This window comes from Salmonella sp. SAL04162, from assembly GCF_046551535.1.
Taxonomy (GTDB): Bacteria; Pseudomonadota; Gammaproteobacteria; order Enterobacterales; family Enterobacteriaceae; genus Salmonella; species Salmonella enterica.
In genome coordinates this window covers 54,119-72,233 of the sequence record NZ_JBGDVX010000007.1, presented here as the reverse complement: position 1 = coordinate 72,233, position 18,115 = coordinate 54,119, and the positions used below count along the sequence as shown (strand labels likewise).

Below are 18,115 nucleotides of genomic sequence, written 5' to 3'. Positions count from 1 at the left end.
TGCGTTACTCCGATGCGCTTTTTGTAACGCTCGCAGCGTTACAGTTTGCGTTACCATCTATAGCGTTTTCTGATGTGCTAAAAATACTCACGCCATTAATCATCAACAGAAGCCCTTTATCATTAGCGTCGACAACTGACTCAAAAGTTGCCTTCCCGTGAACGCTATCTGCATTAACACCAAACCAAAGAAGCAACGCTGCCTTCTCAGCGCTATTTTCTGCGTCAATGCACAACGAAGCATTGTCATCAAAATAAGCTTTCATGTATTATTCCTCCTGAAGTACTGCGGGAATGACAGGTTGCCCACTTGCAACCGCCGATAAATTTCTGCTATGTTTCGCCATGAAATCTTTCCTCATCAGATTGGTTTCAAACTGGTATTGAATAGCGAAGTCAGAACAAGCCGGGTGGGGACACTTCTCTTCCCGGCTTTTTCTTTGCCCATTGAGACGATGTTCTGACTAATGAAAGATTCGTGGTTCATAGTCTTCACACACCTCCGCGTTATCGGGAATTATCAGTTTCCCCTGCTCCTGGCGGGCATTAGTGTTTACCATCCCGTCAGCAAATCCCTTTACTGCCAGATTCATAAACCGGATACCTCGCGCGTTCAGTTCAGGCACACGCCCCATACAGAACATCTGATCCGAACAATCCCGTTCCGGCGCGAACAAACGCTGATACATGCGAAATCGTTTTTCCGGGGAAAAGCGTTCTGCCAGATGGGTTTCAATCAATCCGGTAAGGAAACGGCGGTTAAGACCAATATCCCCGCACTCGTGGCGGTATATCGGGCGGCGATGTATTGATATTGCGTGATAGATGTAAGCCTCGCTAAGGAAATCACACAGCGCATAAGCACACTCTTCAGCAGCACTCACGACTCCACCTCCTCATCTTCTGGAAAATCACCCATATCGCAGATCCGGAACTGAGTAAGCTCTCTCACAAGTTGTTCAGCTTTTTTGATAACCTTGATTTCTTTCTTGCGGGTGTTCAGCTTTTTAGATCCGTCACTCGCCTCCGCTTTAGAATGCTTCTCAGCCCTGGCGATGCGATCCTGCATTTCACGGGTAGTCATTTCTAACAGCCCTGAGAAGTCGAGCGGATTGACGTCCTTTTTACCCTCAAGCTCGCTCATGCGGTCGAATACCTGAGCCTGCAAATCCCAGCTATAGCTCATTGCCATCAGGCAGGCTTCACGCTTAGGGAAGTTGTAGATCTCCTGTATCTGCTCAACACCTTTTCCACTAACATAGGTATTGGTTCCTAACAGGCTAGGAGCCAAATCACCCAGCACTTTTGGTACTTTTTTCATGAAGTTATCGTGGCGCAGTGTCCGATACTTCTTGCATGGAAAGGTCATCCCCTCCGCTTCCGCTTTTGCCTTACGTTCGGCGTTGATGTAGTCAACCATCTCCAGGCTGCTCATAGTTGGTACTGGCTTACCGACAGTTACCGCCGTGTTTTCTAGTGGTAATTCATGCTTCACGTTCATATTTCCCCCAACTGGTGTCGAACCTCCTGACGGTGTTAGCCTGCAAGCTCTAACCCAAACAGAACCGAGGAGGTTCGACATGATTCAAGAAACCAGCGGTCTTTCCGCTGCTGCTTATGGCGCTTTAGGCGCAATGTTTGGTGCTGGTGTATCCGCCGTAGTCGTCGCATTTAACGGCTGGAGACAAAGGAAACTCGATAAAGAACTCGCGGAAAAACGAAACCGCATTCAGATCAGGGAAAAGATTCGGGAAACAGCACTCACTATCGCTCTCAAAGAATGGGAATCTCATCTCAATTTTGCGAAAACAAAGGGTTGTACCGTTAGTTCTCCCGATGTTTATATATTTCGTTACCATCAAATGCTCACTCTTATGGAAGAAGGAAAGCTCACCAAAGAAACCATCGCTCAGGTGCAATACGACTCGTTTTCCGTATCTAATGCAGTACAGGTAGCCAATGAAAAATACCGAAAAGACAAAGGACTACCGATGCCGTGACTTTCTCCCCAGGTCGAGTTCCAGCAACTCCCTTCTGGCTACCCGATAATCCAGCCACGAGAGAATCATTGTCGGCAGGGCTACGGATAGCCCACCGAAAAGTGATGAAAAAAAACCAACCAAGAATGATTGAAGTTCAACGCTCATACTTCCTCCTGTTTGGGGCATGTCATGCCTCGTTTTGTGGCCTACGCTTATACGCCTGTCTTTTAACCACATCAGGCTCGGTGGATTCGGTCATTCCCCAACAACACGAAAAACTCACGCTTCAGGAAGATAAAGACTAACGAATGCTTTTCTTACCCTGAGAGCCAGCATCTGTGCTGGCTCTTCCTGATTATTATCAAGAAGCAGATCCTTGAGCGTTTCCGCTGCGATGTTCTGTATGTTTTCTGGTAGTTCTTTAAACTCCACGCTTGCCTCTTGTTTCATCTCACACCTCTCTTTATGGTCTACGCTTGTTTCTGCGTGGACGGTTTTTGTATACGGACAGGTCGCACTTAAGCGCCCCGTTGGTGATTTTCTCCAGCTCAAGGGCTGCGCCTTTGGGGATGAGTTCGGGCCATACGGAAACAGCCTGATCACTAATGCCAAGCGCTCTCGCGACTAGTCTTTGCCTGCCAAAAAATTTAATCGCACTTGATTTTTTCATTGTGAAGACTCTTGGTTCAAAGTAAAATCATAAAACGCATCATATTATAATTAAACTTAATTTATCAAGTATTGTGAAGGTTTATATGATTGAACGCAATGACACAATGGGACACAGAATTCGATGGAAGCGGCGGTCTTTGAGATTAAGTCAATCTGACGTAGCTGAAAAAGTAGGCGTTTCAATGGCCGCTGTATCTCTATGGGAAACTGGAAAAACAAACATTAGTAGCGACAAGTTACTTGCTTTGGCTGAAGTTCTAGAATGTGATGTTGAGTGGCTTCTTGATGGCGTACAAACTCAACACATTGATATAGAAGACAATAATAAAATCATCGAAAAGAAAAGCGAAGATGGACAAGAGCTTGAGACAGAGTTGCAAATGCTTGCCACCATATATGAAACCCTCCCCGATCATTTACGGACTCGCGTTTTAGCGTATGCTATACAGGCACTTGCTGAATACAGGGATCACCTAAATCTAATGACAGAAAACTTAGATAAGCTTATCCACAATAAAAACAAATAGTTAACAAACAAATATTAAGTTAACTCAAAAATAGCTTGAAAATCAACTTTTGTTAACTATGATTACTCTCATGTTCAATCCAAGGCATGAGAGTAATCATGAATGTACTACTGAGCCCCATCAGCGACACGGATTTAAGAGATACCCTACGCAAGGCTGGTTTATTCCTTGATTGTGGATTAATTTCTCTCTCCGAGAACCCTTCTCTTCAAAATCTTTCCATAGAGTCTTTCCTGCAAGCTCAAAGGTTTGTAGGTATCGCTTCATCATTGGTAAACAAAGCAACCACCCAAAACCAACCCGCCCTCCCCTCAGAACCGGCAGTTAACAGCACCACAACTCAACAGGCTACTGAGGCTGACCCCGCAACTCAGAGGTTCGCCATCGGCACGCGCATCCAGATCGCTCGCGAGAACCTCGGCATGAGCAAGGCCGCACTTGCAAACAAGCTCGACCTGACGCCGGAATGCATCGCCGACTGGGAAGAAGAAACATGCCCGGTTGAGGCGACGTACATCATCCCACTAGCCACCGCCCTCAAATGCGATCCGATCTGGCTGTTAACCGGAAATCCCGTTGACGTTAAGCCTGCACGACCAGCACCCGTTAACGTTATGAAAGGTGCAGATCTGGCTAACATCGGTGTACGCATCGAGAGTCGCCGTAATTATATAGAGATGAGCCTTAATAAGCTGGCAGAAGAAATTGATACATCGGGCGCAATGATTCGGGAGTGGGAAACGGGCAAGGCTATCCCTCACTCAGACTACATCGACAAGCTCGCTAAGGCGCTGAATACCACCGTGACATGGTTGATGACGGGAAAGCACATTACTGCGTAGCTCTTTAAGAAGAAAATACGGGAATCCTGATTATGAATACCTTCAAAGGCCTTACTCTTGAACCTGAAGCCGCCTTTCGTCAGATCGCGGCGATAATAGAAGCTGGGATGATTATTTCGGTTATCGATAATGAAGAATCCCCAGACCTGAGTGACTGTATATTTTGTATAGCTAAAAAATATGCAGAAGCCGCGCATCAGGCGCAGATGGAGGATAGAAAAAATAAAAACGCCCATTCTGTGGAGGTTCTCCATGAATAAGTTTGAAGGCGTAACCTTGCTCCATATTGAAAGTTCAGATCACACAGGCGGGACGCTCAGCCCTGCCGTTGAAAAAGAAATCGATACTGCCGACATAGTGATTGATGGAGGCAGCGTTGTAAAAAATCGCCTGAATAATACACAGACAGGTAATAAAACAATGTGCGTACATAAAAGAAAGCAAATCGAAAATGCTCAAAGATTAAATGCAGTGATTAACGCCTTTCGATTCTCATGGGTAGAACTGAGCGGCGACGAGATTGAAGCGATACTGGATATCGCGGCAGAACATACCTGCTCAATAGAATCTTACCTGACAGAAATGGCAGAAGGTGAAAAATAACCTGACGATATATATACAGCATATGCAGGGGGATTTATGACTTTAAACGAAGCAAAAGATTTTGATGGATTGCCGCTTGATGCAGAAAATGCAATAAATTTCATCGAAACACTTATAAGTGCAGCAAGGGTGTTAGAAAATGCAGACAAAGGAGTAATGTTAAGCGCTCAGATTAATGAATACGTTCATGATTATGTATCTGCCGTAAAAACCAACATAAGGGAGACAAAGAAATGAGCATTCATGAAACCAACATTGCCATTGAGCGGGCTACGTCTCTCGTTAACATTCTTATAGAGCGTAACGATAAGACCAAAGAAAGTGATATTGATAACACGCTCTTTGATATTAATCGCAATTTATGTGATGCCTCAAAGTATCTTAATGAGCCTGTGGAAAAACAGGAATATCATACTTACGCCATTACAGAAGCGAACATCGATGTTGCTGAGGCAGTAGATGCCGCAATGTTGAACATAAACAAAATTTGCATTGTCGGTAGTCGATACTCAGAGGCTGTGTTTTCTGATGATGACGAAAGTGAAGATTGTCTCACGCTCAGAATATTGATTGATTTTGCGTATGAAGCCCGTCGTCGACTTAAAACAGTAAAAGCCCAATTACTTAAATAACCAACCGTATTTATTTAATTAACACCTTAAATGGTGGGGATATCCATACACTAATTTTAAGAATACGGAATGTAACCATGAAATCATTACTTGAAAAACGTCGCGACCGTGTTATTCACGCAAAACTCGATTCACTGGCGCGTCACGTAGGTAAACACATTCAACTGGCTAATTTACCAGATGGTTCACGCGTACCTGTTGAATTATCGCCGGAGATATTAGAGAAGGCGCTGATTAAAATATTTGAATCTGGACTTTACGAAATAAAAAGCCATGAACGCGCTGAGAAAATCATCACTGACCATTACTCGGACTGCATGAGTAAAGCATACAGCAAACTGACACCGCACGGCATGACGTTTATGAATGCAGTGATAGATGAACTGGCAGAACGGGCGTTTGAAAAGCAGGAGATGAAAAATGGAAATTAAACAAACCGCAATCGACAAAGCTTTCCAGAAATTCGATACGCCAGTGGGTCCGGTTTATTTCGTTGAGCGTCGCGGCTGGAAGCGGAGAACACTTACCCGCAAAACAGCACTCAATAGCCTGGCGTATTTCATGGTCGTGGATGTTTTTCTCATGTTCGGATGGCCGCTGCGTTATCCGGATATTCCGCTCGGTCCTGGACGGGTACAGCGAGGCGATCTGACTGTGGAATGTTGCAAAGCTCACGAACGTTGTGTTCGTCGGCTGCGTCGCATCCTTGCCCGTAAGAGCGAAATCCAGAAATGGAATGAGAAATACGATGCATGGGCTGTCCGGTGGGACGATCTGATGAAGCAGAAACCGTATTGAGGGAAGTGGAGATGGCAAAGAAACGCAGCAGTAAAACCCGGCAAGGTTTATGCGGCCTCACGCTGGCACAAGGTCACCGACTGACACTGGACCCTGTTAATGAAAATGCCCAGTGTGAGCAATTTGTAGCTCAGTTCAGCACCGGTGACGGCAACGTGCGGATGCCGCTCAACCGCAGTATGCGCCGTTATGCAAAACACATCGGTATTGAACTGAAAGAGGCTAAATAACGTGAATATGAAAACTGAATTAGCAACGGTAGCCGCTCGCGACCTGCAAATCATCGAATATCGCGGCCAACGCGTAGTCACTACTGAGCAACTGGCTGCGGGTTATGGTGCGACTGAGAAAATGCTCGCCAATAACTTCGCACGTAACGAATCCCGATTCGTTGAAGGTAAGCACTTCTTCAAGGTGGAAGGTGCTGAATTACAAGAGATTAAGAACAGACCCTCTTTAAGAGGGTTAGTTGGTAAGAATGCCCGCTCGCTTATTTTGTGGACCGAACGCGGTGCCGCCAACCACGCAAAGATGCTGGAAACCGATCAGGCGTGGAGTTATCACGAAGACCTGGTGGAATTCTACTTCACTCAGCGTGATGCGATTGCCGCGCCAGTAAACCAGGCAACCATTAGCCGTAAGGAACTGGCATTGATGGTTATTGAGGCAGAAGAGCGTGCAGAAGCTGTCACACTGGAAAATAAAGCCCTCAGCGCCACGGTTGAAAGCCTGGAGAAACACTTCACCAAAGGCATGACCATCCCGGCATTCTGTAAGGGGTTAAACGGAGTCAACGTAAGCAAAATGTCATGGTGGGCTTTTCAGCGCAAGTGGCTCTACAACGAACAGCGCGATCCGGAGAAAAATCCAAAGTGGCGTGTTGCTTCCTATGCCCGCGATAAGTACCTGACGGAAGACGAAACACAAATCACTCCGCATGGAAAGGATGAATTTACGAAGTTCACTCCCGTACTGCTGGAGCAAGGTTGCCATCGTCTGTACCAGTTATACATGAAAGGCGAATTACCAATGAAAAAGACCTGGAACGGCGAATACAGCCACGACAAAGCCATTTACACGCCGGAGGGAAAATAATGTTTATCCATACTGACCTGCTGCGTGCGGCTCTTTGCTGCGTGGCCGATGAAACCGAAGCACGTAGTTATCTGCGGGGAGTACGTATTACGCCAACTCATATCCAGGCAACCAACGGTAAGGCTGCCGTTTCTATGGAGCATGGCGCTGATACAGATATCGACGAGGTATTCATCGTTCACGGCGATATTCCCGATGACGCTGACGGGACGGAGATTGGAACCTTTGACGGCGCATGGTTTGCCGTTCACTACCAGTCCGTAGGTGACAACGAAGAAGAACGGGTTGGCTGTAGCCGCCTTGAACTCGTCGAGTGCAGATACCCGGATTTCGACAAGCTGTTACCCGCTGAACCGGAACCCTGCGACGAACCACCAATGTTCGCGTCACATTTTCTCGCATTGCCTTACCGGATGTTTGGAGAACAAGTACCAGTGAGACTAAAGCCTTACGGTAGAACCGCCCCCTGCAAAGTCATCATTGACCCGATGACCGCCAGGCTTTACGGCAATCCGCTCCTGATAATTATGCCGATGTACGAAAACGTCTTTGAAATGTGCGAAGAGGTGATGAATGAAAAAGGTATTTGAACTGGTCATGTTCACCCTCTTCTTCTCCAGCCTTGCAGGGTTTGGATTTACGTCTGGGGTTTTGTGTTATTTCGGGGTGGCACAACTGCTTTCGGAAACGCTGTTATGAAAATCGAATTTAAGGACTACGGCAATGAAGCCAGCGTGATTATCACCAGTACCGTGTTTGAGTTTCGTAAACATAACCGGGCTGTTAACAAAGTGATGGCACTGGTGCCAAAAGCATTCCGCACGGAAAGCAGCGCTTTCATTCTGAAAGCTGATATCTACGGCAACGCTGCGGATCTGTATCAGGCGTACCTCTTTGTGCAAAAGGAGATGGGACGATGACTATCACCGAATGTGTAAGACTCCACCCCGGCTCGACACTTGCCGAAATTATAAAACTGACCGGGAGGGAAAAATCCAGTGTTTGTGGCTCACTCTCCCTGCTTTATAGCCAGGGGATACTGACGCGCGAGACGAACGAAAGCGGTAACTATGTATACAGCATCAACGATATGCCCTACGGCTGTAATAACAGGCTGACCCTGATGTTTAACCAGCTTCTGCGCGAGGCAAGGAGATAGTTATGAGCATGAAACAAAGAATCATTGTGGCTGTCGGCCTACATCCTCTTGCGCCCAGGTGGGTAAAAATCCTGTGCCTTTACGTGTGTTTCAGTGAGATCGAAAAGGGGTTTAAGTCTACTTTCGCCAAAATTGACAAGGCAGACTTTTCAAAAATTACCCCTGAGAAAAGAGCGGAGCTAAACGCGCTGGTTACGAAAATGAACCTCAAACTCAAGAAAAGGATGGACGCATGAAACGATTAACAGACGAACGTATCGCAGAGCTGATTGATATGGTTTCCCTTGAGTTACATGAACGGCGTAAAACTGATAGCGTCATACCGGTTGGTTACGTGTCAGAATCTGCAATTTTTTGTCTTAGTACTGGTCAGCATGACGTTATTACCGGAAAACCAGAAAAAAACGCGGATGATAAGCGCTATTGGGATGTTATACCTCTCTACACCGCCCCGCCAGTGCCGGATGAAATGACCGTTGAGGCAGCCTATCCAGAAGTCCAGACCGGCTGGAATGACGCAAAAAATTACGTTGCCGGCTGGAACGCCTGTAGAGCAGCCATGCTCAATCAGACACCCGTCAAGCAGCCAGCAAGCAATCCGCAGTGGATTAAGTGTAGCGAGCGGCTTCCTCCTGAAGAATATGAACCAGACGGCGGCGCGGTTTTCTATCTGGCCTGGCATAAAAACGAGCCTGAGTGCGGTTCGCAATACAGCCTTACTAACGTCGTATTTTTACGCAGGCATTGGGAAAACTGGTATAGCCACTGGATGCCACTACCACCAGCACCAGAAGCGGAGAACGCCAATGACTGACGCGTGCGCTACTGATGATGGTCTGAAACTGGCAAAACTGGTCGCCTACGTTGATGACGGCAGGGATTATACCGCCCGTATCGTCTGGTACATGAACCGCAGGCGATACCTGCATGAAAAACGCATTATCCCCATGCCACCAGCGCCAAAAGTGGCAGCGGGAAGCGTTGAAGTTAAGAAGCCAAAGGTGAAGCGCCAGCGGCGGAAGGTAGTGGAGTGAGGTGGGTATGAAAACGCAGACTATTATCTATCAGATAGCCCCCAGCGAATGGGTTGCAAAAAGTGTACTTATCGCCGCTACCGGCATAAAGGACGGCACTATTGAGCGGGCGCGTAAAAAGTCATGGCTTGTCGGTCGGGAGTATCGGCACTACTCGCCTGAAGGAGAGCCACATTCAGGCAGCGAATGCCTGTACAACATCGAAGCCATTATGCGCTGGATCAAAAGCCAGAAACAGCCAGGTGCACAATAAGCATGAAAAGGGTAATCTGTTTTCGCTCCTGGACGTCAGGAGGATAAATGAGTAAAGAATCATACCCAACTGGCGTTGAGAACCACGGCGGATCACTCCGCATATGGTTTAAGTACAAAGGTAAGCGTGTCAGAGAAAACCTCGGAGTTCCTGACACTGCTAAAAATCGCAAGATTGCCGGGGAGCTACGCTCCTCGGTTTGCTTCGCGATAAGAATGGGAAACTTTGACTACGCGGCTCAGTTTCCTGACTCCCCTCACCTCAAGCGGTTTGGTCTGGGGAAAAAGGATATCACTGTAAAAGCACTTGCGAAGAAATGGCTGGATTTAAAAGAGATGGAAATCAGCAACAACACCATGACGCGCTACCAGTCAGTGATAAAAAACATGTTGCCACTGATTGGAGAAAACAAACAGGTATCTTTGATAACACAGGAAAACATCTTGCTTATCAGAAAAGAGTTACTGACTGGATATCAAACCCCAAAGAAGAGACAGAAAAAAGCCGTTAAAGGACGAAGCGTACCAACAGTGAACTATTATATGGCGATCATATCAGAGATGTTCAAGTTTGCTGCTGATAACGGGTACATAGATGTAACCCCACTCAATGGTATTACTCCTTTGAAAAAGTCACGGACAGAACCTGACCCACTGACGAGAAACGAGTTTGATCGGCTGATTGAAGCGTGTCATCACCAGCAGCTTAAAAATTTATGGACGCTGGCAGTATACACAGGGATGCGGCATGGTGAATTGTGCGCCCTGGCATGGGAGGATATAGACCTGAAGGCCGGTACGTTGATGGTGCGAAGAAACTACACGAGAGTAAAGGAGTTCACCCTGCCAAAAACCGATTCCGGAACTGACAGAGTGATCTACCTTACAGATCCTGCACTGGCTGTACTGAAAAACCAGGCGACGCTAACACGCCTGGGCAAACAGTATCAAGTGGAGGTGAAGTTAAGGGAGTATGGCCGCACAACCATTCATCCCTGTACCTTCGTATTTAACCCACAAACCGTCCGACAGAGTAAAAGCTTCGGGTATCACTACGTTGTACAGTCCGTCAGCTCAGCCTGGGAAGCAGCAATAAAACGCGCAGGCTTAAGATACCGCAAAGCATACCAGTCGCGCCACACTTATGCGTGCTGGTCGTTAACCGCCGGGGCTAATCCCAGCTTTATTGCTACACAGATGGGCCACGCCAGCGCTCAGATGTTGTACAGTGTGTACGGGAAATGGATGCCGGAAAGTAGTGGTGAGCAGGTTGCACTCCTGAACCACAAACTATCATCCCGTGTCCCATCCATGCCCCAAGTGAGGAATGGGAGCAAATAATATATTTATATATCAGTGTGTTAATATGTATATTGTTCCATAATCGCCATATGTACCGGCTGAATATTTGCGGTGATCACCCTGAGCTGCGGCAGTTGCGCACGCAGCCACGGTAACGCTGCGCGAAGTTGCGTAAGTTTGGTTTCTGAACGCAACACGAAGCGTAGCATCATGCCGCCATCGAACTGACTTTCCGTCAGCAACAGGTATTTCAGTTCGCCACGTTTTCGCGCCACGTTATAAGGCGTGAGTCCGGCACGGGCAATAAAAGGTTTTAGCGCGCTGAATACGGGGGCAAAGGAGGCGGGATACAGCGGGCAGCCGCAAAGATCGACTGGCGTACCGTCGCGATGCAGCATCCCGAAGAGCGGTTTTTCTACACTACCGCTCACGACCATTTTCGCTTTGTTGCGGAAATGCTGTTCCGGGCCGCCAATCGGCGCGCACCACTGTTCAACAGGCAGCCCGGCCAGCAAACGATGTAAATCGGCTGTTTTTGCGGAAAGTTGTTCGTTAACCGACTGCGTAATCCATTGACAGGAACGGCAGCGACCCGCGTCATAGAGTGCGCACTGCATACCAAAAAACCTTCATATTATCCGGGGCGACGATTATACACATTATTGCAGCCGGAAGAACCGACGGCTGGGAGCGGGAATAAACAGCAGAAACAGAATTAAAAGATCGGGGAGTTTTTGCATGACCAGGGAATGCAGGATATCACGCTTCGATTCTCCCGCGATGCTAAACAACTCCGGATACCCGTAGCCTAACGACGCCGCCCACAGATATCCGCTCACAATAATTTGTGTCGCCAGGTACACCCAGCGCGCCCAGCTACGGCCTTTCACCAGCGAAAACGCACAATAAATTTCAACAAAGACCAGCACTAAGCTTGCCAGAAAGACAAGGGTTAAGCTCCACGTCTGTACACTGCGATGAATAAACTCGCCCATCCCGCGTATGCCGAGGGTATTCATAATCATCAGCACATCGAGACCGCGAATCAAAATAATCGCCATAGCCGCAACCTGCACCAGCGTAGGCACATTTAAACGGGCATGTGATGAGGTTGATTGCTTTATAAATCCCAATGAATGTCTTCCCTGAAAATGATGCCGCGACCCGCGCGGCAACGCATTGCCATAGTGGAAGATTTTAGTGGCTTCAGCCGCGTCTTGCACGCTGGATATCGCGAATCCGCTGTTTTTCCGCTCGCGCCATCAGGTACCAGGCAATAAATCCGACGATTCCTACCACGCCGAGGATTAACGTCGCCAGCGCGTTGATTTCCGGGTTCACGCCCATGCGCACGCTGGAGAAAACTAGCATCGGTAGCGTGGTGGCGCCGGGACCGGAAACGAAGCTGGCAATCACCAGATCGTCAAGGGAAAGCGTAAAGGCCAACAGCCAGCCCGAGATCACCGCTGGCATGATCATCGGTAACGTAATGACAAAAAAGACCTTCAACGGCGCCGCGCCAAGATCCATCGCCGCCTCTTCAATCGAACGATCCAGTTCGCGTAATCGCGAAGCGATCACCACTGCCACATAGGCGGTACAGAAAGTGACGTGCGCCAACCAGATGGTCAGCATCCCGCGATCGGAGGGCCAGCCGATAGCATGACCGAGCGCGACAAACAGCAGCAGCAGCGACAGCCCGGTAATCACATCCGGCATCACCAGCGGCGCGGTGATCATAAACGCAAAGCCGTTTGCGCCGCGAAACCGTCCAAATCGCACCATCACCACCGCGGCAATGGTACCGAGCACCACCGCCATCGTCGCCGCGCAGGCGGCAATTGTCAGGCTTAGGCCCACTGCGCTCATCATGGCGGTATCCCGAAAGAGCTCGCCATACCAGCGCGTCGACCATCCCGCCCACACCGTCACCAGCTTCGAACTGTTAAACGAGTAAATCACCAACATTAACATCGGCGCATAGAGAAAAGTAAACCCCAGCACCAGAATCAGAATGCGCCAGGGCGAGCGAACGACCGGTAAGTTATTCATCCGTGCTCCCCCACACTTTTTTGCTGATGTTTATGGAACCACATGATCGGTACTATCAGCAGCAGCAACATAATAATGGCGACCGCAGAAGCCACCGGCCAGTCGCGGTTATTGAAAAACTCCTGCCACAGGACGCGACCAATCATGATACTGTCCGGCCCGCCAAGCAGTTCCGGGATCACGAACTCGCCCACCGCCGGGATAAAAACCAGCATCGAGCCGGCGATGATTCCGCCTTTGGTGAGCGGTACAATGATGCTAAAAAACGTTTTCAGCGGTCGGGCGCCGAGATCCAGCGACGCTTCCACCAGCGAATAATCAATGCGCGTCAATGCGGTATAAATGGGCAGAACCATAAACGGCAGATAAGCATAAACAATGCCGATATAGACGGCCAGGTTAGTATGCAGGATCGTCAGCGGCTGATCGATAACCCCTAGCCACAGCAACACATTGTTCAGCACACCGTTGTTTTTCAAAATGCCCATCCAGGCATAGACGCGTATTAAAAAAGACGTCCACGAGGGCAGAATCACCAACAGCAGCAGGATATTGCGCGTGGAGGGCTTGCTGTGCGCCACCGCCCACGCCAGCGGGTAGCCCAGCAGCAGGCAGCAGATCGTGGAAATACCGGCAATTTGTAACGATTGCAGATAGGCTTCGAAATAGAGCGGATCGTCGGTCAGTTGCAAAAAATTGCCGAGGTTGAGCGTAATCGACAACTGACCGTCAGCCCATTCCAGCAGATCGGTATACGGCGGGATCGCTCGCGCCATTTCCGCCAGGCTTATCTTAAAGACGATAAGAAACGGCAGTAAAAACAGTAGAATGAGCCAGATATAAGGCAAAGCAATAACCAGCTTACGCCCATGTTTCATTTGCATTCGCGCCAACCATAGCGCCGCGCCGCCAGGTTTACTGATGCGTGCCGGAGGTTCAAGTGTGCTCATGTTTCCCCCTTATACCGTCAGGACCACGCAGCTATCCGCTTCCCAGCACAAACGCACTTCATCGCCCCAGGTCGGTAACCCTTTCCGGTAACGGTGCGCATTCTGCAGTTGAGCGCTGATCATCTGCCCGCTTTTTAGCCGCACATGATAAATAGACAGATCGCCGAGATACGCAATATGCGCCACTTCGCCGACGGCGAAATTATAGCCATCGGCAGGCGGCGACTCACACAGCATGATTTTTTCCGGACGTAGCGCCACATATACCGGCACATTATCAACGACAGAGGCATCTGCATCGACTTTTAACGGATGAACCAAACCGGGCGCGTCAATGACCAGACCGTCCTCTTCACGCGCTTTCAGTAAGCCCTCAAAAACATTTACCGATCCGATAAATTCGGCGCTGTAGCGGGTCGTCGGATGCTCGTAAATCTCCTCCGGTTCGCCAATTTGCACAAATTTTCCACGGTTCATGATGGCAATGCGCCCCGCCATCGTCATCGCTTCTTCCTGATCGTGCGTCACCATGACGCAGGTCACGCCGACGCGCTCAAGGATATCCACCACTTCAAGCTGCATCCGGTCGCGTAATTTTTTATCCAGCGCGCCCATCGGTTCATCCAACAAGAGCAGCTTAGGACGTTTCGCCAGGCTGCGAGCCAGGGCCACGCGCTGACGCTGACCGCCGGAAAGCTGATGCGGCTTACGTTTCGCAAACTCCTGCATGTGCACCAGACCCAGCATCTCATTGACGCGGCTGGTAATCTCCGCCTTCGGCAGTTTGTCCTGCTTCAGACCAAAAGCGATGTTCTGCTCTACCGTCATATGCGGAAACAACGCATAGGACTGAAACATCATATTAATTGGACGCTGATACGGCGGAACATGCGCCAGATCGACGCCGTCGAGCATAATTTGCCCGCTGCTCGGCGGTTCAAAACCTGCCAGCATCCGTAGCAGAGTCGATTTTCCACAACCTGACGCGCCCAGCAGGGCAAAAATCTCGCCTTTATAGATAGTCAGACTGACATCATCGACAGCATGTTGCCCGTCGAATGACTTCGTCAGGTTGCGAATTTCCAGAAGCGGCGTCAGCGCTTTACGGGTTTTCACCTGCGGGCGGTGGGGGACATCATTCACAAGGCGCTCTCCGGCATAACACAATCAAACGATACAAACGGTGGAATGCCCGATAGCGCACGCTTATCAGGCCATACCGTTAATCAATTACTTACCACTTTTCACCTTCGTCCATGCGCGGGTGCGGACGCGATCAATCTTCGGCTCCTGCACTTTCAGGGTAAACAACTTGGCCCGCACATCCGCCGGCGGATAAATTCCCGGGTTATCGCGCACCTGCTGGCTGACCAGCGCCGTCGCCTCTTTATTCGCATTGGCGTAGAAAACGTGATCGGAAATATGGGCAATCACATCAGGGCGCAACAGATAATTAAGGAACTGGTAGGCCTCGTCTTTATTTTTGGCGTCAGCCGGCATGGCAAACACATCAAAAAATGCCATTGCCCCCTCTTTGGGGATCGAGAAAGAGATATTGACGCCATTTTTCGCCTCTTTCGCCCGGTTAGCGGCCTGCCAGACATCGCCCGCCCAGCCGATGGCCACACAGGTATCGCCATTAGCCAGATCGTTAATGTATTGCGAGGAGTGGAAATAGCGAATGTTTGGCCGTAGCTTCAACAACAGATCGGTTGCCGGGCCGGTGTAGTCATCCGCTTTGCTGCTATTCGGATCTTTACCCAGATAGTTCAGCACGGTGGCAAAAATTTCTTCAGGCGCATCAAGGAAAGAGACGCCGCAGCTTTTTAGCTTCTCCAGATTTTCTGGCTTGAGGACTAAATCCCAGCTATTCACTGGCGCATCATCCCCCAGCACCGCTTTCACTTTATCAACGTTATAGCCAATGCCCGTCGTGGCCCACATGTAGGGCATGGCGTATTTGTTGTCAGGATCGTGCTTCGCTACCAGTTTCAGCAGTTCAGGATCGAGGTTTTTCCAGCCGGGAAGTTTGCTTTTATCCAGCGGCTGAAAAACGCCCGCGGTGAGCTGGCGCTCAAGAAAACTGGCCGATGGCACCACCAGATCGAACCCGGTGCTGCCTGCCATTAACTTGCCTTCCAGCACTTCGTTAGAGTCAAAGACATCATAGATAACGTTAATCCCGGTCTCTTTTTCAAAGTTCGCCACCGTGTCCGGCGCGATATAATCTGACCAGTTATAAATGTGCAGCGTTTTTTGTTCGGCAGCGAGCGTGCCGACAGAGACGACCATCAAAGCACCCGCAACCAGACCCGATAGCCATTTTTTCTTTAAGGCGGTCATCATCGCTTTCCTTCTGAAATCCGTTAACAAATGAACCCATTAGGCGTGGTTTAAAACATGCCTGAAATGTGCATACCTTTTCATTTGATACAAATAAAGAAGAGAGGTCGCCCTCCCTGCCATCAAGCTCGCTATAGAAGCTTCGCAAGAATAACTTTAGCTAAGGTTTGAGGCTATAGCCCAGATTAAAAAACGCCTTTTATCAATTTTTTATGCAGGTTTTGTCTATGTGATAAAGCGAAATGGTCAGAAATGAGGTGAATAATTCTTTAAATAAAGGTTAACTGCAGCATAAAAAAACGTAAACAGCAGCCGCGCTGGCAGCGACTGCCTGATTATCGGGAGGGATCAGTGAAGAAAATGGTCAACCGCGCTGGTTTTTTGCGCGTCTTCTTCCGCGTTAAACAGAAGCTGATGCGCCCCGGCCTCAAGGATCACCATAGAAATCTGCTCTTCACTTTGGCGAACAAACCATTCGAACTGTTCGTAGGTGACGCCTTGCATAACGGATAAAGACTGGCACACAACCAGTTTTGGCAGATTATCATCCTGCATATCGAGAAAGGCTTTTACTGTCAACGAACTGGCGTTGATAGCAGAGAGATCGGCCGCCAGCGGCAGCAACGCGGAAGGCCTGACCTCCGCCATCGCGGAAAAAAGAATGGTGTTGTCCACCAAATCGATTTTAGCATCGTAGACGCCGTCAAAATTCTGCATATGCGGCAAATGCAGCGCCTGGCAGGTATCACATTCGAAGAAATTCATGCCCAGGTCGTCGAGCCATTGACGCAACGTATCCAGAGTGGGAACGACCAGTGATATCATAATAATGTGCTACCTCTTACGATGACGATGAAAAATTACCGGCACAGCTTACGCAAAAAGCGTGCTTCGTACTACGGCGGAATCCACGATTGCGATTAGCCGCCGATTTTAAGGCAAAATTCAGGCGTAGCGTGACGTTCTATCCACTGAATCATTCGCCCCGCGATATCCACGCCCGTAGTCTTTTCGATACCTTCCAGTCCCGGCGAGGCATTCACCTCCATCACCAGCGGCCCGCGCGCGGCGCGTAAAATATCGACACCCGCCACATCCAGCCCCAGCGTCTGTGCGGCTTTGATGGCGATATCCCGTTCACGGGGCGTGATCGTCGCGATGCTGGCCACCCCGCCGCGATGAAGATTGGAGCGAAAATCACCGGCTTTCGCGCACCGCTCAATCGCCGCCACAACCTCATTGCCGACGACCAGACAACGAATATCGCATCCTTTAGCTTCGGCAATGTATTCCTGAACCAAAATATGGGCATTCAGCCCCCGAAACGCATCAATAACGCTTTCAGCAGCCTGACGCGTCTCCGCCAATACCACGCCGATCCCTTGCGTGCCTTCTACCAGCTTCACGACCAGCGGCGCCCCGCCAACCATCTTAATAAGATCGCTGGTGTCATCCGGAGAATGGGCGATCCCGGTAATGGGAAGATCGATCCCCTGGCGCGCCAGAAGTTGTAGCGATCGCAGCTTATCGCGCGCGCGGGTAATGGCGACGGATTCATTCAGCGGATAGCTACCCAGTAGCTCAAACTGACGTAGCGCAGCGGTACCATAAAAGGTAATGGCCGAACCAATACGGGGAATAACGGCGTCATAATGGGGCAGACGACGCCCCTTGTAATGGATCGACGACGCAGCCGGATTAATATTCATATAGCAGGAAAGAGGATCGAGTATCTCGACCAGATGGCCGCGCCGCATCGCCGCTTCGCGCAGACGTTTGCAAGAATAGAGCGTTCCATCCCTGGACAATATGGCAATTTTCACCCTGCACCTCGCTGAAAACCCTGAAAAGCCCGCGTATCATACACTGGCCC

The 18,115-nt window shown here is 49.3% G+C and carries 31 protein-coding genes and 1 pseudogene; 19 read left to right on the top strand and 13 right to left on the bottom strand.

Annotated features, from left to right (window positions below; translation table 11 throughout):
• Window positions 1–4 precede the first annotated feature (4 nt).
• The 3 genes from ACLJRH_RS15370 to ACLJRH_RS15360 all read right to left on the bottom strand — a co-directional run bounded on the left by ACLJRH_RS15370 (window position 5) and on the right by ACLJRH_RS15360 (window position 1,434).
• Complete coding sequence (locus ACLJRH_RS15370) at window positions 5–265, bottom strand: hypothetical protein (RefSeq protein ID WP_410958032.1); 261 nt, start codon at window positions 263–265, stop codon at window positions 5–7.
• Window positions 266–463: 198 nt separating this feature from the next.
• Window positions 464–883, bottom strand: coding sequence for a hypothetical protein (locus ACLJRH_RS15365; protein WP_410958031.1), 420 nt, complete (start codon window positions 881–883; stop codon window positions 464–466).
• The gene (locus ACLJRH_RS15360) at window positions 880–1,434 is read right to left on the bottom strand and encodes a Rha family transcriptional regulator (protein ID WP_410958065.1); all 555 of its coding nucleotides are present in this window, start codon (window positions 1,432–1,434) and stop codon (window positions 880–882) included. The genes ACLJRH_RS15365 and ACLJRH_RS15360 overlap by 4 nt, the downstream gene beginning before the upstream one ends.
• 145 nt (window positions 1,435–1,579) lie before the next feature.
• Between ACLJRH_RS15360 and ACLJRH_RS15355 the strand changes: the two genes are divergently transcribed.
• Entirely contained in the window at window positions 1,580–1,999 is a 420-nt protein-coding gene (locus ACLJRH_RS15355; RefSeq protein WP_410958030.1) for a hypothetical protein, read from the top strand.
• 261 nt (window positions 2,000–2,260) lie between these two features.
• Here ACLJRH_RS15355 and ACLJRH_RS15350 read toward each other — a convergent pair whose 3' ends face one another.
• Together ACLJRH_RS15350 and ACLJRH_RS15345 are read right to left on the bottom strand one after the other, a co-directional pair.
• Window positions 2,261–2,431, bottom strand: a complete 171-nt coding sequence (locus ACLJRH_RS15350; protein WP_410958029.1) for a hypothetical protein — start codon at window positions 2,429–2,431, stop codon at window positions 2,261–2,263.
• A gap of 13 nt (window positions 2,432–2,444) precedes the next feature.
• A complete protein-coding gene (locus ACLJRH_RS15345) occupies window positions 2,445–2,651 on the bottom strand; it encodes a Cro/CI family transcriptional regulator (protein WP_410958028.1) in 207 nt (68 codons plus the stop codon).
• 85 nt (window positions 2,652–2,736) lie between these two features.
• Here ACLJRH_RS15345 and ACLJRH_RS15340 point away from each other — a divergent pair, with 85 nt between their 5' ends.
• From ACLJRH_RS15340 to ACLJRH_RS15255, 18 genes are all read left to right on the top strand, one after another.
• Window positions 2,737–3,180 carry a helix-turn-helix domain-containing protein gene (locus ACLJRH_RS15340; protein WP_410958027.1) on the top strand — a complete coding sequence of 148 codons (444 nt, stop codon included), beginning with the start codon at window positions 2,737–2,739 and terminating at the stop codon, window positions 3,178–3,180.
• 98 nt (window positions 3,181–3,278) lie between these two features.
• Complete coding sequence (locus ACLJRH_RS15335; RefSeq protein ID WP_410958026.1) at window positions 3,279–4,022, top strand: helix-turn-helix domain-containing protein; 744 nt, start codon at window positions 3,279–3,281, stop codon at window positions 4,020–4,022.
• A gap of 32 nt (window positions 4,023–4,054) precedes the next feature.
• Complete coding sequence (locus tag ACLJRH_RS15330; protein ID WP_410958025.1) at window positions 4,055–4,282, top strand: hypothetical protein; 228 nt, start codon at window positions 4,055–4,057, stop codon at window positions 4,280–4,282.
• Window positions 4,275–4,625 (top strand): hypothetical protein, encoded by a 351-nt coding sequence (locus tag ACLJRH_RS15325; protein ID WP_410958024.1) that lies wholly within the window; start codon window positions 4,275–4,277, stop codon window positions 4,623–4,625. The genes ACLJRH_RS15330 and ACLJRH_RS15325 overlap by 8 nt, the downstream gene beginning before the upstream one ends.
• A gap of 36 nt (window positions 4,626–4,661) precedes the next feature.
• Window positions 4,662–4,862: a hypothetical protein gene (locus ACLJRH_RS15320; protein ID WP_410958023.1), complete on the top strand. Its 201-nt coding sequence runs from the start codon at window positions 4,662–4,664 to the stop codon at window positions 4,860–4,862.
• Window positions 4,859–5,257, top strand: a complete 399-nt coding sequence (locus ACLJRH_RS15315; protein WP_410958022.1) for a hypothetical protein — start codon at window positions 4,859–4,861, stop codon at window positions 5,255–5,257. The genes ACLJRH_RS15320 and ACLJRH_RS15315 overlap by 4 nt, the downstream gene beginning before the upstream one ends.
• Before the next feature lie 77 nt (window positions 5,258–5,334).
• A complete protein-coding gene (locus ACLJRH_RS15310; RefSeq protein ID WP_410958021.1) occupies window positions 5,335–5,688 on the top strand; it encodes a hypothetical protein in 354 nt (117 codons plus the stop codon).
• Window positions 5,678–6,055, top strand: coding sequence for a hypothetical protein (locus ACLJRH_RS15305; RefSeq protein ID WP_410958020.1), 378 nt, complete (start codon window positions 5,678–5,680; stop codon window positions 6,053–6,055). Before ACLJRH_RS15310 ends, ACLJRH_RS15305 begins: the two co-directional genes overlap by 11 nt.
• A gap of 11 nt (window positions 6,056–6,066) precedes the next feature.
• The gene (locus ACLJRH_RS15300; RefSeq protein WP_410958019.1) at window positions 6,067–6,285 is read left to right on the top strand and encodes a hypothetical protein; all 219 of its coding nucleotides are present in this window, start codon (window positions 6,067–6,069) and stop codon (window positions 6,283–6,285) included.
• A 1-nt stretch (window position 6,286) separates the two neighbouring features.
• Window positions 6,287–7,150 (top strand): ORF6N domain-containing protein, encoded by an 864-nt coding sequence (locus ACLJRH_RS15295; protein ID WP_410958018.1) that lies wholly within the window; start codon window positions 6,287–6,289, stop codon window positions 7,148–7,150.
• The gene (locus ACLJRH_RS15290) at window positions 7,150–7,740 is read left to right on the top strand and encodes a hypothetical protein (protein WP_410958017.1); all 591 of its coding nucleotides are present in this window, start codon (window positions 7,150–7,152) and stop codon (window positions 7,738–7,740) included. The genes ACLJRH_RS15295 and ACLJRH_RS15290 overlap by 1 nt, the downstream gene beginning before the upstream one ends.
• A 105-nt stretch (window positions 7,741–7,845) precedes the next feature.
• Window positions 7,846–8,070 carry a hypothetical protein gene (locus ACLJRH_RS15285; protein WP_410958016.1) on the top strand — a complete coding sequence of 75 codons (225 nt, stop codon included), beginning with the start codon at window positions 7,846–7,848 and terminating at the stop codon, window positions 8,068–8,070.
• Window positions 8,067–8,309, top strand: coding sequence for a MarR family transcriptional regulator (locus ACLJRH_RS15280; protein ID WP_410958015.1), 243 nt, complete (start codon window positions 8,067–8,069; stop codon window positions 8,307–8,309). Before ACLJRH_RS15285 ends, ACLJRH_RS15280 begins: the two co-directional genes overlap by 4 nt.
• Window positions 8,310–8,311: 2 nt before the next feature.
• Window positions 8,312–8,545 carry a hypothetical protein gene (locus ACLJRH_RS15275; RefSeq protein WP_410958014.1) on the top strand — a complete coding sequence of 78 codons (234 nt, stop codon included), beginning with the start codon at window positions 8,312–8,314 and terminating at the stop codon, window positions 8,543–8,545.
• Entirely contained in the window at window positions 8,542–9,123 is a 582-nt protein-coding gene (locus ACLJRH_RS15270) for a DUF551 domain-containing protein (protein WP_410958013.1), read from the top strand. Before ACLJRH_RS15275 ends, ACLJRH_RS15270 begins: the two co-directional genes overlap by 4 nt.
• On the top strand, window positions 9,116–9,343 hold the full coding sequence (locus ACLJRH_RS15265; RefSeq protein ID WP_410958012.1) for a hypothetical protein: 228 nt from the start codon (window positions 9,116–9,118) through the stop codon (window positions 9,341–9,343). The genes ACLJRH_RS15270 and ACLJRH_RS15265 overlap by 8 nt, the downstream gene beginning before the upstream one ends.
• A gap of 7 nt (window positions 9,344–9,350) precedes the next feature.
• Window positions 9,351–9,596: an excisionase family protein gene (gene xisR, locus ACLJRH_RS15260; RefSeq protein WP_410958011.1), complete on the top strand. Its 246-nt coding sequence runs from the start codon at window positions 9,351–9,353 to the stop codon at window positions 9,594–9,596.
• Between the two features lie 47 nt (window positions 9,597–9,643).
• Window positions 9,644–10,936 carry a tyrosine-type recombinase/integrase gene (locus tag ACLJRH_RS15255; protein ID WP_410958010.1) on the top strand — a complete coding sequence of 431 codons (1,293 nt, stop codon included), beginning with the start codon at window positions 9,644–9,646 and terminating at the stop codon, window positions 10,934–10,936.
• Window positions 10,937–10,962: 26 nt separating this feature from the next.
• On the opposite strand, the pseudogene rumB reads toward ACLJRH_RS15255, so the two are convergent.
• The 8 genes and pseudogenes from rumB to rimK form a co-directional block, all read right to left on the bottom strand.
• Window positions 10,963–11,514, bottom strand: a pseudogene (gene rumB / locus ACLJRH_RS15250) (23S rRNA (uracil(747)-C(5))-methyltransferase); the annotation flags it as partial.
• 42 nt (window positions 11,515–11,556) lie between these two features.
• Entirely contained in the window at window positions 11,557–12,030 is a 474-nt protein-coding gene (locus tag ACLJRH_RS15245) for a YbjO family protein (RefSeq protein ID WP_000505788.1), read from the bottom strand.
• 73 nt (window positions 12,031–12,103) lie between these two features.
• Window positions 12,104–12,949, bottom strand: a complete 846-nt coding sequence (potI, locus tag ACLJRH_RS15240; RefSeq protein WP_001061629.1) for a putrescine ABC transporter permease PotI — start codon at window positions 12,947–12,949, stop codon at window positions 12,104–12,106.
• Window positions 12,946–13,899, bottom strand: coding sequence for a putrescine ABC transporter permease PotH (potH, locus tag ACLJRH_RS15235; protein WP_000105453.1), 954 nt, complete (start codon window positions 13,897–13,899; stop codon window positions 12,946–12,948). Before potH ends, potI begins: the two co-directional genes overlap by 4 nt.
• Window positions 13,900–13,908: 9 nt before the next feature.
• On the bottom strand, window positions 13,909–15,042 hold the full coding sequence (gene potG, locus ACLJRH_RS15230) for a putrescine ABC transporter ATP-binding subunit PotG (protein WP_001000698.1): 1,134 nt from the start codon (window positions 15,040–15,042) through the stop codon (window positions 13,909–13,911).
• An 87-nt stretch (window positions 15,043–15,129) separates the two neighbouring features.
• Window positions 15,130–16,242, bottom strand: coding sequence for a spermidine/putrescine ABC transporter substrate-binding protein PotF (potF, locus tag ACLJRH_RS15225; protein ID WP_000125769.1), 1,113 nt, complete (start codon window positions 16,240–16,242; stop codon window positions 15,130–15,132).
• Between the two features lie 348 nt (window positions 16,243–16,590).
• On the bottom strand, window positions 16,591–17,067 hold the full coding sequence (locus ACLJRH_RS15220) for a YbjN domain-containing protein (RefSeq protein ID WP_000624810.1): 477 nt from the start codon (window positions 17,065–17,067) through the stop codon (window positions 16,591–16,593).
• A gap of 95 nt (window positions 17,068–17,162) precedes the next feature.
• Window positions 17,163–18,065 (bottom strand): 30S ribosomal protein S6--L-glutamate ligase, encoded by a 903-nt coding sequence (rimK, locus tag ACLJRH_RS15215; protein WP_000684366.1) that lies wholly within the window; start codon window positions 18,063–18,065, stop codon window positions 17,163–17,165.
• Between the last annotated feature and the right edge of the window lie 50 nt (window positions 18,066–18,115).